This window comes from Erwinia sp. V71 (genome assembly GCF_965644245.1).
GTDB lineage: Bacteria > Pseudomonadota > Gammaproteobacteria > Enterobacterales > Enterobacteriaceae > Erwinia.
Genome location: NZ_CBFFRK010000005.1, coordinates 13,153 through 29,315 on the forward strand (window position 1 = coordinate 13,153; position 16,163 = coordinate 29,315).

Genomic DNA, 16,163 nt, shown 5'->3' on the forward strand with positions numbered 1-16,163 from the left:
ATTATTCGCCGCTAAACTGGTGGTATCTTCTTTTTCAGGATGCCACGATGCCCGCACTTGATCTCTCTCTGGCAACAGCCCGCAAGCTACATCTTGCCGCGCAACAGCTACTGAAATCCCCGAAACGCAAAGCGCGTTACCCTGACGTACTGAACACCATCCGCAGCATGTCGCTGTTGCAGATTGACACGATCCATGTAGTGGCGCGCAGCCCTTACCTGGTACTGTTCAGCCGGCTCGGTGCGTATCCGCAGTTATGGCTGGAACAGGCGCTGGCGGAAGGTCAGTTGTTTGAATACTGGGCGCATGAAGCCTGTTTTATCCCGGTAGAAGACTACAAATTATTGCGCCATCGTATGCTCGACCCGGCCAATCTGGGCTGGAAATACAATGCTGAATGGGTGGCTGACTATGCGCAGGAGATCGAGGCATTGCTGGCGCATATTGCCAGCAATGGCCCGGTGCGCTCGGCGGATTTTGCCACTGCACCAGGTCATCAGCCGGGCTGGTGGTCGTGGAAACCGCATAAACGCCATCTGGAAAATCTGTTTACTGCTGGCGAACTGATGGTCACGGAGCGGCGTAATTTTCAGCGGGTTTATGATTTACGTTCGCGCGTATTGCCGGACTGGGATGATGGTCTGCATCTGCTGGATGAGGAAGACGCAGTTCAGCAGATGCTGTACAACAGCATGCGCAGCCTCGGGATCTTCCGCGCAGAATGGCTGGCGGATTACTACCGGATCAAACGCGCGCCGGTGAAAGCCGTACTGGCGCAGGCACTGGAAAGTGGTGAGGTGGTGGCTGTGACGGTGGAGAAACTGGGCGACATGTATCTGCACCAGTCGCTGTTGCCGCTGCTGGAAAAACCGCTGAATGCGACCCATACCGCGCTGCTGTCACCATTTGACCCGGTTGTCTGGGATCGCCGCCGTGCACTGGAACTGTTTGCTTTTGATTATCGTATTGAGTGCTACACGCCAGAAGCGAAGCGTAAATTTGGTTATTTTGTCCTGCCGTTGTTGCACCGCGGTGCGCTGAAAGGGCGACTGGATGCCAAAATGCTACGCAAGGAGCAGGTGCTGCAGATCAAAGGCTGCTGGCTGGAAGAGGGTGTCAAAGTGACCGACACTCTGCTACGTGACCTTACCCGTGCCATTACCGATTTCGCCCGCTGGCAGGGCGCACAGCAGGTTGTGATCGATCATGCACCCGCCGCGCTGCGCGCCAGTTGGGGAGAGGGCTGGCGCTGTGATATGCTGTAGCTTCTGATATTACCGGGTTCATTACGGAGGAACCATGGATCACCGTTTACTCGAAATTGTGGCTTGCCCGGTTTGCAACGGCAAACTTTATTACAACAAAGAGCAGCAGGAGCTGATCTGCAAGCCAGATGGTCTGGCTTTTCCGGTACGTGACGGCATTCCGGTGCTGCTGGAAAACGAAGCGCGCACCATGACCCTGGAAGAGAGCCATCCATGAGTTTTGTCGCCATTATTCCGGCGCGTTTTGCGTCGACCCGCCTGCCTGGCAAGCCGCTGGTGGACATCCACGGCAAACCGATGGTAGTCCATGTGATGGAGAAGGCGCGGGCATCGGGTGCAGAGCGGGTGATTGTTGCCACGGACCATCCTGATGTGGCTGACGCCGTACGTGCTGCGGGCGGTGAAGTTTGCATGACCCGTGCCGATCACCAGTCTGGTACTGAACGCCTGGCGGAAGTGATTGAGCACTATCAGTTCGCTGATGACACGGTGATTGTTAACGTGCAGGGCGATGAACCGATGATCCCCCCGGTGATTATTCGCCAGGTGGCAGAGAATCTGGCGGGTGCCAGTGCGGGTATGGCGACACTGGCTGTGCCGATTACCAGTGCCGAAGAGGCATTTAATCCGAATGCGGTAAAAGTAGTGCGTGATGCGCAGGGCTATGCGCTTTATTTCTCGCGCGCCACTATCCCGTGGGAACGTGACCGTTTTGCCCAGTCGCGTGAAGCCATTGGCGACCACTTCCTGCGCCATATTGGTATCTACGCCTATCGTGCCGGTTTTATCCGCCGTTATGTGCGCTGGGAGCCAAGCCAGCTGGAGCAGATTGAGCTGTTAGAGCAGCTGCGGGTGCTGTGGTACGGTGAGAAAATTCACGTCGATGTGGCGAAAGCGATTCCCAGTGTGGGGGTCGATACACCGGACGATCTGCAGCGCGTGCGTGCCGCCATGCAGTGATGCAGTACGCCTTCCCCTCATCTGCAGGGGAAGGCGCAGTTTCCGCTGATCTCTGTTCCTGTTCTCCATCCCCGTTCCCGCTTTTTTCACTGTACTTTGATCTGTGACGATGAAATCGCCAGTCACCACGCTCATGATCGAAAGCCTCATTGCGCACAGAGGTAATGTGATGGAACAGTTGCGAGCTGAACTGGCGCTGGTGTTGGGCGAAAGCATTAGTCGACTGGAGCCGGTCTCTGAACAACCTTACGCGACATTATTCACCCTGTATGACAAAGCGGGTCATGCCATGTCGCTGGTGGCAAAGTGTTACCGCAATAGCGGGATGGCAGCGCGGGAAGCCTACAAACTCTCGATGCTGGCGCGTGAAGGCAGCATCAAACTGCCAGCGGTGTATGGCGTGGTACTCAGTCAGCAAAAACCGCAGCATGAAGTGCTGCTGATCGAACGGCTGGGTGGCGTTTCGGTGGAAGCGCCGACGCGTACGCCACAGCGCTGGGCGGAACTGCAGCAACAAATCGTCGAAAGTCTGTTAGCCTGGCACCGTATCGACAGTCATGGACTGGTGGGCACGGTCGACAGCACGCAGGACAATCACTGGGCCGCATGGTATGCACAACGCGTCGAAGTGCTGTGGGCCACGCTCAGCAACCTGACTCCGCCGGATCTCACCCATGATGACCGGCGCATTCTCTATCGCAGCCGCGAGCAACTGCCACAGTTGTTTCGCGATTTTGATGACAGCTGTGTACTGGTACACGGCAATGTCACCCTGCGTAATATGCTGAAAGATGCGCGCAGCGATCTGTTGCTGGCCATGGTCAATCCGGGCACCATGCTGTGGGCGCCGCGGGAATATGAACTGTTTCGCTTATGGGATGGCGGCGCGGCGGAATCACTGCTGTTCCGTTATCTGGAATTCGCGCCAGTGGATGAAGCCTTTATCGGGCGGCGCTGGCTCTACCTGATGTGGGACACCATCGCCACCCTTGTCGATACCGGGAAATTTAACCGGCGGCAATTTACCGCCGCCGCGGAAGGTTTACTGCCCTGGCTCTACTGACGCGGGTGCATCACCTTTCAGCCATTGCCAGAGACGGCCCAGCGACTCATACCAGGCGCGTTCGCTGTGGCCTAACCAGTTGCTGCCGGGCAGCACTTTTTCCCACCAGTTAAGCGGTGAGGTGATTGCCAGCTGATTGGCTGGTGCCGCGATCGGCTGCAAACCAGCAGCATGGAAGAAAATGATCGCCCGCTGCATATGACTGGCGGAGGTGACCAGCAGGAACGGCTGATCGCCAATTGCTTTTTTCACTTCCTGCGCCTCTTCCTCGGTATCACGCGGTTTATCCAGCGTGATGATATCTTCCGGCGGCACGCCCAGCGTAATGGCAACGCGTTTGCCTGTTTCTGCGATACTGACGGGATTTTTTGCGGCTGCGTAGCCGGTAAAGATCATCTTCGCGCCCGGATTGTCGCGCCACTGACGCACGCCCTCCACCAGCCGTGGCAGACTGTTGCCGATCAGATTGGAACCCGGCGCCCATTCCGGGTTCCAGGTGTAGCCGCCGCCAAGCACCACGATATACTTCACTGACTGGCCACCATTCCAGGTGGGATAACTGTCTTCAATCGGTTTCAGCAGGCGATCGGCCACCGGCTGCAGGCTAATTAACAGCAGGATTATCCAGGCGGAAGAGAGTATAATTTTCCCCGTTTTCTGCCAGCGGCTAAACCACAGCAGCAAAAGGCCAGTCGCCATCACCAGCAGCAGGAAAGGCAAGGGCAGCAGCAGGCCGCCAATGATTTTTTTGAGGGTGAAAAGTAGCAAAAACTGACTCCTTTTGTCCGAAAAAACAGCACCTGAAGACGAAGCGGTGAGTGAAAGGTTCATTCTACGCCAGTGTGTGCCAAAATAGCCCTTTAATTCACGGCAGTTACCTGGAGCCGCAATCTTATGCAGGATCGCAACTTTGATGATATCGCTGAGAAATTCTCGCAAAATATTTACGGTACCACCAAAGGGCGTATTCGTCAGGCTATCCTGTGGCAGGAACTGGACGCGTTATTAACCACCTTGCCCGATCGCCCGCTGGCGGTACTGGATGCCGGCGGCGGTGAAGGGCAAACGGCCTGTGGCCTGGCGGCGCGCGGCCACCAGGTGCTGTTGTGCGATCTGTCTGCCGAGATGATCCAGCGTGCGCAGGCTCATGCCACCGAAAAAGGTGTGAGCGAAAACATGCAATTCAAACAAATTAGCGCGCAAATGGTTGGTCAACATTTGGATAAGCCGGTTGATCTGGTATTGTTTCACGCTGTGCTGGAGTGGGTGGCGCAGCCGCAGGAGGTGCTGGCGGCGCTGTATGACGCGCTGGCCCCGGGCGGTGTGCTGTCGCTGATGTTTTATAACCTGCATGGCCTGACCATGCGCACCCTGACGCTGGGCAATTTTGGCTATCTGCAGGCGGATTTGCGCAAGCGCAAACGGAAAACCCTGTCGCCGGACTATCCGCGCGATCCAGAGCAGGTGTACGGCTGGCTGCGTGAACTGGGCTTCACCATTGAGCAGCGTGCCGGCATCCGCGTATTCCATGACTATATGCGCGATAAAGAGAAACAGAGCGAAAGATTCGACGAGGTGTTGGCAATGGAACAGCGTTATTGCCGGCAGGAGCCATTTTTAAGTTTAGGGCGTTATATCCACGTGACAGCGCGGAAACCCATTCAGAAGGACGCACTATGAGTGAATTTTCCCAGACTGTACCGGAACTGGTTGCCTGGGCGCGAAAGAACGATTTTTCCGTCACTTTACCGACCGAACGTCTGGCTTTTTTACTGGCCGTCGCCACCCTTAACGGCGAGCGCATGGATGGCGAAATGAGTGAAGGCGATCTGGTCGATGCCTTCCGCCACGTCAGTAAAGCCTTCGAACAAACCAATGAAACCGTGCAGGTGCGCGCCAATAACGCCATTAACGATATGGTGCGCCAGCGCCTGTTCAACCGTTTTACCAGCGAACTGACGGACGGCAATGCGATTTACCGCCTGACGCCACTGGCCATCGGCATTACGGATTACTATATCCGTCAGCGCGAATTTTCCACCTTACGCCTCTCCATGCAGCTGTCGATTGTGGCGCAGGAACTGAAGCGCGCCGCCGATGCAGCGGAAGAGGATGGTGATGAGTTTCACTGGCATCGCAACGTCTTTGCGCCGCTGAAATATTCTGTCGCGGAGATTTTTGACAGTATCGATTTGACGCAGCGCATGATGGATGAGCAGCAGCAGACGGTGAAAGAGGATATCGCCCAGTTGCTGAACCAGGACTGGCGCGCGGCCATCTCCAGCTGTGAGCTGTTGCTGTCGGAAACCTCCGGCACCCTGCGCGAACTGCAGGATACGCTGGAAGCGGCGGGCGACAAGCTGCAGGCTAATCTGCTGCGTATTCAGGACGCCACGATGAGCAGTCCGGACCTCGGTTTTGTCGACAAGCTGGTGTTTGACCTGCAGAGCAAACTCGACCGTATTGTCAGCTGGGGCCAGCAGGCGATTGACCTGTGGATTGGCTACGACCGCCATGTGCATAAATTTATCCGTACCGCCATCGATATGGATAAAAACCGCGTCTTCGCCCAGCGCCTGCGTCAGTCGGTGCAGAACTATTTTGACAGCCCGTGGGCGCTCACTTACGCCAACGCCGAGCGTCTCTACGATATGCGTGATGAAGAACTGACGCTGCGCAACGAAGAGGTGACCGGTGAGCTGCCTTCTGAGCTGGAATACGAAGAATTCAATGAAATTCGTGAGCAGATTGCAGCGATGATTGAAGCGGCGCTGCAGATTTACAAACTGGAGCAAAAACCGCTCCACTTAGCCTCGGTGATGCGCGAGTATCTGGCGCAATATCCGCGTGCACGTCATTTCGACGTGGCGCGCATCGTGGTGGATCAGGCCGTGCGTTTAGGCGTGGCCGAAGCAGATTTCTCCGGCCTGCCCGCTGAATGGCAGGTCATTAATGATTACGGAGCCAAGGTGCAGGCACATGTCATCGACAAATATTGAACAAGTGATGCCGGTCAAGCTGGCTCAGGCACTGGCCAATTCGATTTTCCCGGCGCTGGATAGCCAGTTACGTGCAGGGCGCCATATTGGCATCGAAGAGTTAGATAATCACGCCTTCCTGATGGATTATCAGGAGTATCTGGAAGAGTTCTACGCGCGCTACAACGTCGAGTTGATCCGTGCGCCGGAAGGCTTCTTTTACCTGCGTCCGCGCTCCACCACGCTGATCCCGCGTTCGGTACTGTCTGAACTGGATATGATGGTCGGGAAAATCCTGTGCTACCTCTATCTCAGTCCGGAGCGGCTGGCAAACGAAGGTATCTTCACTCAGCAGGAGCTGTATGACGAGCTGTTCAGCCTGGCGGACGAAAGCAAGCTGCTGAAGCTGGTGAATCAGCGTTCCACCGGTTCGGATCTCGATAAACAGAAACTGCAGGAAAAAACCCGTGCGTCATTAAACCGTCTGCGCCGTTTAGGTATGGTGTGGTTTATGGGCAATGACAGCAGCAAGTTCCGCATTAACGAAGCGGTATTCCGCTTTGGCGCCGATGTGCGCAGCGGTGACGATCCGCGCGAAGCACAGCTGCGCATGATCCGCGACGGTGAAGCGATGGCGCTGGAATCGGGTATGACGCTGAATGATGAAAGCGATGATAACGAGAACGATAGCGACAGCACGATGGCAGATAACGCGGAGGATGAACAGGAATGATTGAACGCGGAAAATTTCGCTCGCTGACGCTGATTAACTGGAATGGTTTCTTTGCGCGCACCTTCGATCTCGACGAACTGGTGACCACGCTCTCCGGCGGTAACGGTGCCGGTAAGTCCACCACCATGGCGGCGTTTATCACTGCGCTGATCCCCGATCTGACACTGCTGCACTTCCGTAACACCACTGAAGCGGGTGCGACCAGCGGCTCACGCGATAAAGGCCTGCACGGTAAGCTGAAAGCGGGGGTCTGTTACTCGGCGCTGGACGTGGTCAACTCACGTCATCAGCGTGTGATTGTGGGCGTGCGTCTGCAACAGGTTGCGGGACGTGACAAAAAGGTCGATATCAAGCCGTTCAGTATTCATGGCCTGCCGACGGCGATGAACCCGACGGAAATGCTTACCGAAACGCTGAATGAACGTCAGGCGCGCGTACTGCCGCTGACCGACCTGAAAGAGCGTCTGGAAGCGATCGAAGGGGTGCAGTTTAAGCAGTACAACTCGATTACTGACTACCACGCGCTGATGTTTGATCTGGGTATTGTCGCGCGCCGTCTGCGTTCGGCGAGCGATCGCAGCAAATACTATCGTCTGATCGAAGCCTCACTGTACGGTGGTATTTCCAGCGCCATTACCCGCTCACTGCGTGACTACCTGTTGCCGGAAAACAGCGGCGTGCGTAAGGCATTCCAGGACATGGAAGCCGCACTGCGCGAAAACCGTATGACGCTGGAAGCGATTCGTGTCACTCAGTCGGATCGCGACCTGTTTAAACATCTGATCTCTGAAGCGACCAGCTATGTTGCCGCCGACTATATGCGGCATGCCAACGAACGTCGTATCCACCTCGATGGTGCGCTGGTACTGCGTAACGATCTGTTCAGCAGCCGTAAACAGCTGGCCGCCGAGCAGTATCGCCATATCGAAATGGCGCGTGAACTGGCTGAGTATGCTGGCGCAGAAAACGATCTGGAAACTGACTATCAGGGTGCCAGCGACCACCTGAATCTGGTGCAAACCGCGATGCGTCAGCAGGAAAAAATCGAGCGCTATGAAGCCGATCTCGATGAGCTGACCTATCGTCTGGAAGAGCAGAATGAAGTGGTGGCGGAAGCGCGTGAGGTGCAGGAAGAGAATGAAGCCCGCGCCGAAGCCGCAGAACTGGAAGTGGATGAGCTGAAAAGCCAGCTCGCCGATTACCAGCAGGCACTCGATGTGCAGCAAACGCGTGCCATTCAGTACCAGCAGGCACTGCAGGCGTTGCAGCGTGCGCAGGAAATCTGCCAGTTGCCGGATCTCAGTGTCGATAATGCAGATGAGCAGCTGGAAATCTTCCAGGCGAAAGAGCAGGAAGCCACCGGGCGACTGCTGCAACTGGAACAGAAGATGAGTGTGGCGGAAGCCGCGCACAGCCAGTTCGAACAGGCATTTGAGCTGGTAAATAAAATTGCCGGACCGGTCAGCCGCAGCGATGCCTGGCAAACCGGCCGCGACCTGCTGCGTGACGCGGCGAACCAGCGCCATCAGGCTGACCAGCTGCCATCGCTGCGTTTGCGTCTCGGTGAACTGGAGCAGCGCCTGCGTGAGCAACAGGAAGCTGAGCGTCTGCTGAATGAGTTCTGTAAGCGCCAGGGGCAGCAGTATGACCCGCTGGAACTGGAAGCATTGCAGCACGAGCTGGAAGAGCAGATTGAGGTGCTGTCCGGCAGTGTGGCAGAAGCAGGCGAACGCCGCATGATGATGCGCCAGGAGCTGGATCAACTGCGCGAGCGCATCAGCAATCTGACGGCGCGTGCGCCGCAGTGGCTGGCAGCGCAGGAGATCCTGACTCAGCTGAGCGAACAGACCGGGCAGCCGCTGGAGAACAGCCAGCAGGTGACCGAACTCATGCAGCAACTGCTGGAACGTGAGCGTGAATCTACCGTTGAACGCGATGAAGTGGCCACGCGCAAACGTGAAGTCGAACAGCAGATCGAAAAACTGAGTCAGCCGGGTGGTGCGGAAGATGCACGCCTGAATAACCTGGCTGAACGTTTTGGAGGCGTGCTGTTGTCTGAAATTTATGATGACGTGACGCTGGACGACGCGCCTTACTTCTCGGCGCTGTATGGTCCATCGCGTCATGCGATTGTGGTGCCAGATCTGTCTCTGGTACGTGAGCAGCTCGATGGGCTGGAAGAGTGCCCGGAAGATCTCTATCTGATCGAAGGGGATCCGCAATCCTTCGATGACAGCGTGTTCAGCATCGAAGAGCTGGAGCAGGCGGTGGTGGTGAAAATCGCCGATCGCCAGTGGCGCTACTCGCGCTTCCCGAAAGTGCCACTGTTTGGCCGCGCTGCGCGCGAAAACCAGCTGGAACTGCTGCGTAACGAACGTGACGAGCTGGCGGAAAGCTACGCCACGCTGTCGTTTGACGTGCAGAAAACCCAGCGCCTGCATCAGTCATTCAGCCGCTTTATCGGCAGCCATCTGGTGGTGGCATTTGAGGACGATCCGGAAGCGCAGATTCGTCAGCTGAATGCACGTCGTACCGAAATTGAACGCGGTCTTGCCACCCATGAGAGTGACAACCAGCAACAGCGCCAGCAGTTTGAACAGGCGAAAGAGGGCGTTGCTCAGCTGAACCGCCTGTTGCCACGTATCTCGCTGCTGACCGATGAGACGCTGCAGGATCGCTATGAAGAGATCCGTGAACGGGTTGATGAAGCGCATGAAGCGGCGCGCTTTATCCAGCAGCAGGGCAATCACCTGGCGCGGCTGGAACCGATTGTTTCCGTGTTGCAGAGTGATCCTGAGCAGCACGACCAGCTGAAGATTGATTACCAGCAGGCGCAGCAGATGCAGCGTGATGCGCGTCAGCAGGCATTTGCCCTGACGGAAGTGACGCAGCGCCGGGCCCACTTCAGCTACGTCGACTCTGCCGGCATGCTGAGCGGCAACAGCGATCTTAATGAGAAGCTGCGCCAGCGTCTGGAGCAGGCGGAAGCTGAACGTGCGCGGGCGCGTGAGCAGCTGCGTCAGCATCAGGCGCAACTGACACAGTATTCGCAGGTGCAGGCATCGCTGAAGAGTTCCTTCGATGCCAAGCGCGATATGCTGAAAGAGCTGCAGCAGGAAATGCAGGATATCGGTGTACAGGCTGATGCCAGTGCGGAAGAGCGTGCGCGCATCCGACGTGATGAACTGCATACCGCGTTAAGCAATAACCGCTTACGCCGCAATCAGCTGGAGAAACAGCTGACCTTCTGTGAAGCTGAAATGGATGGCCTGCAGAAGAAACTGCGTCGGGTGGAACGAGACTACTACCAGAACCGTGAGCAGGTGGTGACAGCGAAATCGGGCTGGTGTGCAGTGATGCGTATGGTGAAAGACAATGGCGTTGAGCGTCGTCTGCATCGTCGGGAACTGGCGTATCTGGGCGCTGATGAGCTGCGCTCAATGTCGGATAAGGCGCTGGGGGCATTGCGTCTGGCAGTCGCGGACAACGAACATCTGCGCGACGTGCTGCGTGCATCAGAAGATCCAAAACGTCCGGAACGTAAAATCCAGTTCTTTATCGCTGTCTACCAGCATCTGCGTGAGCGTATCCGCCAGGATATTATCCGCACCGATGACCCGGTCGAAGCGATTGAACAGATGGAAATTGAGCTGAACCGTCTGACGGAAGAGCTGACGGCGCGTGAGCAGACGCTGGCGATCAGTTCACGCAGTGTGTCGAACATCATTCGTAAGACCATCCAGCGTGAGCAGAACCGTATTCGTCAGCTGAACCAGGGACTGAACAGTGTCAGCTTCGGTCAGGTACGCAGTGTGCGACTCAATGTCAATGTGCGTGAAAGCCATGCCATGCTGCTGGATGTGCTGGCGGAACAGCATGAGCAGCATCAGGATCTGTTCAGCAGTAACCGTCTGACCTTCTCCGAAGCGCTGGCGAAGCTGTATCAGCGCCTGAATCCGCAGATTGATATGGGACAGCGCACGCCGCAGACTATCGGTGAGGAGCTGCTCGACTACCGCAACTATCTGGAAATGGAAGTGGAAGTTAACCGTGGTTCTGATGGCTGGCTGCGTGCGGAGAGTGGTGCACTCTCTACCGGTGAAGCGATCGGTACGGGGATGTCGATTCTGGTGATGGTGGTACAGAGCTGGGAAGAGGAATCACGTCGCCTGCGTGGCAAAGATATTTCGCCATGCCGCCTGCTGTTCCTCGATGAAGCGGCGCGTCTGGATGCCAAATCCATCGCCACACTGTTCGAGCTGTGTGACCGTCTGGAGATGCAGCTGATTATCGCGGCGCCAGAAAATATCAGTCCGGAGAAAGGCACCACCTATAAACTGGTGCGTAAAGTGTTCCATAACACTGAGCATGTGCATGTGGTCGGCCTGCGTGGTTTCTCGGCGGATCCAACGCCAGCTGCGAATACTGAAACAGAAAAATCACAGGCCCAGATATAGTAAAAAAATTGTACAGGCATTAATCTGATAACGGCATTTGCGACAGCTGACGCAAATGCCGTTTTTACTTTTATACTTAGAACAATGACTAACGGTGCGGCGGGAAACCTGGTTTTACCTGGCGCGACCACTTGCAATACAGGGGGCAAGGGATGTTGCTGGCAAATGTTGTTACGTTGAAAAAAGTGACCCTGGGGTGTTGTTTCATGCTTTGCCTTGCCCAGCTGACCAGTGCATCTGCAGCGGTATCACCATCGCTGCCGGATGCTGCATCCTCAGGAGTGATGTCCGTGGGTCAGAGCCAGGCGCAAATTCTGGCGACACTGGCTAACGTCAAACCGTTCTATCTGGCATCACTGGCATCGATTTATGCCGCGCGTGATATGCGGCCAGTCTGGCAGGACCGCAATGCGGTACAGCAATTCCAGCAGCAGCTGGCGGAAGTGGCCATCTCTGGTGTGCAGCCACAATTCACCCAATGGGTACAGCAACTCACCAATCCGAATATTAGCGGTCTGGCGCGTGATATCGTGCTGTCTGACGCAATGCTCGGCTATCTGCAGTTTGTCTCCAGCGTGCCTGCCCAGGGCGAAACCTGGCTGTACAGTAATGTGCCGTACAAAATGGCGCTGCCGCCCGTGGCGGTGATCAGCCAGTGGCAGACGGCAGCGGATGCAGGCGGTTTAGCGGCGTTTGTGGTGTCGCTTGCACCGCAACATCCGCAATACAGTCGCATGCACCAGGCGCTGAAAACCATGCTGGCGGATAACCGTCCATGGCCGCAGCTGAATGATAAACAGACGCTGCGTCCGGGCCAGATGAGCCAGGATGTGCCTGCGTTGCGTGAAATCCTGCAGCGCACTGGGATGCTGGATGCTTCCGTGCTAACACCACCGCCAAATCAGGATGCGATACCCACCGCACCAGTGCCTGTGACCCAGAGTGATGCGGTTGTTGCTGTCAGCCCATCCGCAACCAGCGTCGCGAATCTGCCCGCTGGCACACCGGAAAATCCGGGCAATGTACAGCCATCTGCAGCAGGCGGTTCCGCGGCTGTTTACAGTGAAGATTTAGTGGCGGCGGTCAAACGTTTCCAGCAGTGGCAGGGACTGGCCGCCGATGGTGCCATTGGTATGCGCACCCGTGAATGGCTGAATGTGTCACCGCAGTTGCGCGCTGCTCTGCTGGCGTTAAATATTCAGCGTCTGCGTCTGCTGCCGGATGATATGCATAATGGCATTATGGTGAATATTCCAAACTATTCACTGATTTACTATTCTGATGGTAATGAGATCCTCTCATCGCGGGTGATTGTTGGCAGACCGGATCGCAAAACGCCGCTGATGCGCAGCGCGTTAAATAATGTGGTGCTGAATCCGCCATGGAATGTGCCAACCAATCTGGTGCGTCAGGATATTATTCCAAAGGTGATTCAGGACCCGACTTATCTCTATAAGCATGGCTACACGCTGCTGTCTGGCTGGAGCAGTGATGCGGAGGTGATCGACCCGTCGATGATTAACTGGAGCATGGTGTCGCCTGCGTCATTCCCGTACCGTGTACGCCAGGCGCCAGGCAGCATGAACTCGTTAGGGCGTTATAAATTTAATATGCCGAGTTCTGATGCCATTTACCTGCATGACACACCGAACCATGATCTGTTCCAGCGCGATATCCGCGCGCTGAGCTCGGGCTGTGTCAGGGTGAATAAGGCATCGGATTTGGCCAACTTGTTGCTGCAGGATGCGGGCTGGAACGATACGCGTATCTCCAGCAAGCTGAAGGACGGTAACACTCAGTATGTACCGATTCGTCACCGTATTCCGGTCAACCTGTATTATCTGACCGCCTGGGTGGCTGATGATGGCCGGCCGCAGTTCCGTACAGATATTTACAATTATGATATGACGGCGCGTTCTGGCTCGCAGGTGTTGTCCAGCGCTGGCTTACTGCTACTCTAGTGATTGAAAAGTCTGTGAGAAATAAGCCGGGCCAGTGCCCGGCTTTTCTTTTTCGGTCAGCCTGCGTTACGCGCTGGCGCGCGCTTTTACAGATTAGCGGTTGACGGATGGCTGGACGGCAGTTATGGTTCGAACTTGTGCAGTTTTTGCTCATTTTGCTATTTTCACTCGGGTAACAGTTTTTCATGGATAATTTCGATTCACATCGCCGTAAATTACTGGCTTTAGGCGGCGCCGCGTTAGGCCTGTCGCTGTTGCCGGGGCAGGCTTTCGCTTCGCTTTCCACCTCCCGTCCGCGTATTCTGACGCTTAGCAATCTCAATACCGGTGAAACCCTTAAAACTGAGTTTTTTGATGGTCGCAACTATGACAAGAGTGAACTGTCGCGCCTGAATCATTTTTTCCGTGATTACCGCGCCAATAAAGTGAAGAGCATCGATCCAAAGCTGTTCGATCAGCTTTACCGCCTGCAGGCGCTGCTGGACACGCGCAAACCGGTGCAGCTGATTTCTGGTTATCGCTCAAAAGCGACCAATGCTGAGCTGCGCGCGCACAGCAAAGGCGTAGCCAAACAGAGCTACCATATGCAGGGTCGGGCGATGGATTTCCATATTGAAGGGGTTTCTCTGAGCAATATTCGCAAAGCCGCGTTATCTATGGGCGCGGGTGGTGTAGGATACTACCCGAGCAGCGACTTTGTGCATATTGATACCGGGCCGGTACGGCACTGGTAAGTGAGAGAAATCCCGGCAGCGGCAGAGCTGACCGGTAACGGAGTGTTATGGATTATCACATTATTCCCGTGACGGCGTTCGCGCAGAATTGTTCATTGATCTGGTGTGCTGCAACGAATCAGGCGGCGATTGTCGATCCCGGCGGCGATGCGGAAAAAATTATCCGTGCCGTGGCGGAAAAAGGGGTACAGGTTAGCCAGATTTTATTGACCCATGGTCATCTGGATCATGTTGGGGCGGCGACAGAGTTGGCAGCGCATTATGGTGTGCAGATTATTGGGCCGCAAAAACGGGACGCTTTCTGGCTGGATGCGTTACCGGTGCAAAGCCAGATGTTTGGCCTGGCAGAGTGTGCACCAGTTACCCCCGACCGCTGGCTGGAAGAGGGCGACAGTGTGCAGGTCGGCAATATTACCCTGGAGATCCTGCACTGCCCGGGTCATACGCCGGGGCATATTGTCTTTTTTGACCGCGCAGGCCGACTGCTGGTTTCTGGCGATGTGATTTTTAATGGCGGCGTCGGACGCAGCGATTTCCCGCAGGGCGATCACCAGTCGCTGATTGAGTCGATTAAGGTGAAACTGCTGCCGCTAGGCGATGATGTGACCTTTATTGCGGGCCATGGGCCAATGTCGACTCTGGGACGTGAACGCGTCAGTAATCCATTTTTACAGTAAGATACCGTCAGGGTACGACAAATAACAAAGGGGCCATTATGGCCCCTTTTGCGTGGTTAGCGGGGCAGGTTTCGCCCCGACTTACAGATTACAGTACCGCAACAATGGCTTCGCACAACGGCGCCATATTATCCGGCGTCATTCCGGCAACGTTAACGCGCCCAGAATTCACCGCATACACGCCAAACTCATCACGCAGGCGAATCACCTGATCTTTGGTGAGACCGCTGAACGAGAACATACCATTCTGCTGGATAATAAAGCTGAAATCGCGATCTGCGCCTTTCTCCTGCAGGGTATTCACAAACAGCTGACGCATACGCTGAATACGTTCACGCATCGCCGTCAGTTCCTGTTCCCACAAAGTGCGCAACGTTTCATCGCTCAGGATAGTGGCAACCACCGCAGCGCCGTGTGCGGGTGGATTTGAGTAGTTCGCGCGGATGGTTGCTTTTACCTGACTAAACGCTGTGGTGGCACTGGCAGCATTAGCGGCGACCAGGGTAAAGGCGCCAACGCGTTCGTTATACAGGCCAAAGTTTTTCGAGTAGGAACTGGCGACAATCAGTTCTTTGTGACTGGCGGCAAAAATACGCAGGCCTTCCGCGTCCTCTTCCAGACCACGGGCGAAGCCCTGATAAGCAAAGTCAAACAGCGGCAGCCAGCCGTTAGCCAGCGACATCTCGGCCAGTTGTTGCCACTGTTCCGCCGTAGGATCGATACCGGTCGGGTTATGGCAGCAACCATGGAACAGCACCACATCACCGGCTTGCGCTGCTTTCAGGCTGTTAAGCAGGCCAGCGAAATCCAGCTGATGGTTAGCGGCATCATAGTAATCGTATTCACACACTTCGAGACCCGCGGCGGCAAACACATTCTTATGGTTTGGCCAGCTTGGGTTGCTCACCCAGATACGTTTCGCGGCGGTGTTATTGGCCAGAAAATCAGCGGCAACACGCAGTCCGCCGGTGCCACCTGGTGTCTGTGCAGTGTACGCGCGTTTGTCGCTGATGATCGCACTGTCCTGACCAAACAGCAGTACCTGCGTGCAGCGCGCAAAATCGGCGATGCCGTCAATGCTCAGGTAGTTTTTGGTGGTTTCATTTTCCAGCAGGAACTGTTCTGCTTTTTTTACACTGGTCAGTACCGGAGTTTTACCGGTTTCGTCCTTGTAGACACCGATACCGAGGTTGATTTTATTTGTGCGGTCATCGGCGCGGAAAAGATCGGCTAAACCGAGAATCGGGTCGGCGGGTGCGGCTGCAATGTTTTCAAACATGAGAGAGGTCCGTATCAGCTTAATCTAAAGCAAATTGAGGACTCAGGGTAACGCCA

13 protein-coding genes are annotated in these 16,163 nt (G+C 55.6%); 11 read left to right on the forward strand and 2 right to left on the reverse strand.

Annotated features, from left to right (window positions below):
• The first annotated feature begins 47 nt into the window (after positions 1–47).
• The 4 genes from ACSZO1_RS01920 (at position 48) to ACSZO1_RS01935 (ending at position 3,288) form a co-directional block, all read left to right on the forward strand.
• On the forward strand, positions 48–1,265 hold the full coding sequence (locus ACSZO1_RS01920) for a winged helix-turn-helix domain-containing protein (RefSeq protein WP_437608972.1): 1,218 nt from the start codon (positions 48–50) through the stop codon (positions 1,263–1,265).
• A gap of 34 nt (positions 1,266–1,299) precedes the next feature.
• Positions 1,300–1,482 carry a protein YcaR gene (gene ycaR / locus ACSZO1_RS01925; protein ID WP_437608974.1) on the forward strand — a complete coding sequence of 61 codons (183 nt, stop codon included), beginning with the start codon at positions 1,300–1,302 and terminating at the stop codon, positions 1,480–1,482.
• A complete protein-coding gene (gene kdsB / locus ACSZO1_RS01930) occupies positions 1,479–2,225 on the forward strand; it encodes a 3-deoxy-manno-octulosonate cytidylyltransferase (protein WP_437608976.1) in 747 nt (248 codons plus the stop codon). Before ycaR ends, kdsB begins: the two co-directional genes overlap by 4 nt.
• Positions 2,226–2,394: 169 nt before the next feature.
• Positions 2,395–3,288, forward strand: coding sequence for a YcbJ family phosphotransferase (locus ACSZO1_RS01935; protein ID WP_437608978.1), 894 nt, complete (start codon positions 2,395–2,397; stop codon positions 3,286–3,288).
• Here the strand turns inward: ACSZO1_RS01935 and elyC are convergent.
• Positions 3,268–4,056 (reverse strand): envelope biogenesis factor ElyC, encoded by a 789-nt coding sequence (gene elyC, locus ACSZO1_RS01940; RefSeq protein WP_437608980.1) that lies wholly within the window; start codon positions 4,054–4,056, stop codon positions 3,268–3,270. The two genes, ACSZO1_RS01935 and elyC, sit on opposite strands and share 21 nt — an antisense overlap.
• 126 nt (positions 4,057–4,182) lie before the next feature.
• Between elyC and cmoM the strand changes: the two genes are divergently transcribed.
• From cmoM to ACSZO1_RS01975, 7 genes are all read left to right on the forward strand, one after another.
• Positions 4,183–4,968 (forward strand): tRNA uridine 5-oxyacetic acid(34) methyltransferase CmoM, encoded by a 786-nt coding sequence (gene cmoM, locus ACSZO1_RS01945; protein WP_437608982.1) that lies wholly within the window; start codon positions 4,183–4,185, stop codon positions 4,966–4,968.
• Entirely contained in the window at positions 4,965–6,287 is a 1,323-nt protein-coding gene (mukF, locus tag ACSZO1_RS01950) for a chromosome partition protein MukF (protein ID WP_437608984.1), read from the forward strand. The genes cmoM and mukF overlap by 4 nt, the downstream gene beginning before the upstream one ends.
• On the forward strand, positions 6,268–6,999 hold the full coding sequence (gene mukE, locus ACSZO1_RS01955) for a chromosome partition protein MukE (RefSeq protein ID WP_437608986.1): 732 nt from the start codon (positions 6,268–6,270) through the stop codon (positions 6,997–6,999). Before mukF ends, mukE begins: the two co-directional genes overlap by 20 nt.
• Complete coding sequence (gene mukB, locus ACSZO1_RS01960) at positions 6,996–11,456, forward strand: chromosome partition protein MukB (protein WP_437608988.1); 4,461 nt, start codon at positions 6,996–6,998, stop codon at positions 11,454–11,456. Before mukE ends, mukB begins: the two co-directional genes overlap by 4 nt.
• A 284-nt stretch (positions 11,457–11,740) precedes the next feature.
• A complete protein-coding gene (gene ldtD / locus ACSZO1_RS01965) occupies positions 11,741–13,417 on the forward strand; it encodes a L,D-transpeptidase (RefSeq protein ID WP_437609097.1) in 1,677 nt (558 codons plus the stop codon).
• Between the two features lie 185 nt (positions 13,418–13,602).
• A complete protein-coding gene (locus ACSZO1_RS01970) occupies positions 13,603–14,151 on the forward strand; it encodes a DUF882 domain-containing protein (RefSeq protein ID WP_437608990.1) in 549 nt (182 codons plus the stop codon).
• Positions 14,152–14,198: 47 nt separating this feature from the next.
• A complete protein-coding gene (locus tag ACSZO1_RS01975) occupies positions 14,199–14,828 on the forward strand; it encodes an MBL fold metallo-hydrolase (RefSeq protein WP_437608992.1) in 630 nt (209 codons plus the stop codon).
• A gap of 88 nt (positions 14,829–14,916) precedes the next feature.
• Here the strand turns inward: ACSZO1_RS01975 and ACSZO1_RS01980 are convergent, their stop codons facing one another.
• Complete coding sequence (locus tag ACSZO1_RS01980; protein ID WP_437608994.1) at positions 14,917–16,107, reverse strand: amino acid aminotransferase; 1,191 nt, start codon at positions 16,105–16,107, stop codon at positions 14,917–14,919.
• Positions 16,108–16,163: the final 56 nt, after the last annotated feature.

What these genes read in the sequence shown, in the direction of transcription:
- ACSZO1_RS01975 (WP_437608992.1), top strand. Translation starts at nt 14,199, where the DNA reads ATGGATTATCACATTATTCCCGTGACGGCGTTCGCGCAGAATTGTTCA.
- mukB (WP_437608988.1), top strand. Translation starts at nt 6,996, where the DNA reads ATGATTGAACGCGGAAAATTTCGCTCGCTGACGCTGATTAACTGGAAT.
- ACSZO1_RS01935 (WP_437608978.1), top strand. Translation starts at nt 2,395, where the DNA reads ATGGAACAGTTGCGAGCTGAACTGGCGCTGGTGTTGGGCGAAAGCATT.
- ACSZO1_RS01980 (WP_437608994.1), bottom strand. Translation starts at nt 16,107, where the DNA reads ATGTTTGAAAACATTGCAGCCGCACCCGCCGACCCGATTCTCGGTTTA.
- ycaR (WP_437608974.1), top strand. Translation starts at nt 1,300, where the DNA reads ATGGATCACCGTTTACTCGAAATTGTGGCTTGCCCGGTTTGCAACGGC.
- ACSZO1_RS01970 (WP_437608990.1), top strand. Translation starts at nt 13,603, where the DNA reads ATGGATAATTTCGATTCACATCGCCGTAAATTACTGGCTTTAGGCGGC.
- mukF (WP_437608984.1), top strand. Translation starts at nt 4,965, where the DNA reads ATGAGTGAATTTTCCCAGACTGTACCGGAACTGGTTGCCTGGGCGCGA.
- cmoM (WP_437608982.1), top strand. Translation starts at nt 4,183, where the DNA reads ATGCAGGATCGCAACTTTGATGATATCGCTGAGAAATTCTCGCAAAAT.
- mukE (WP_437608986.1), top strand. Translation starts at nt 6,268, where the DNA reads ATGTCATCGACAAATATTGAACAAGTGATGCCGGTCAAGCTGGCTCAG.
- kdsB (WP_437608976.1), top strand. Translation starts at nt 1,479, where the DNA reads ATGAGTTTTGTCGCCATTATTCCGGCGCGTTTTGCGTCGACCCGCCTG.
- ldtD (WP_437609097.1), top strand. Translation starts at nt 11,741, where the DNA reads ATGTCCGTGGGTCAGAGCCAGGCGCAAATTCTGGCGACACTGGCTAAC.
- ACSZO1_RS01920 (WP_437608972.1), top strand. Translation starts at nt 48, where the DNA reads ATGCCCGCACTTGATCTCTCTCTGGCAACAGCCCGCAAGCTACATCTT.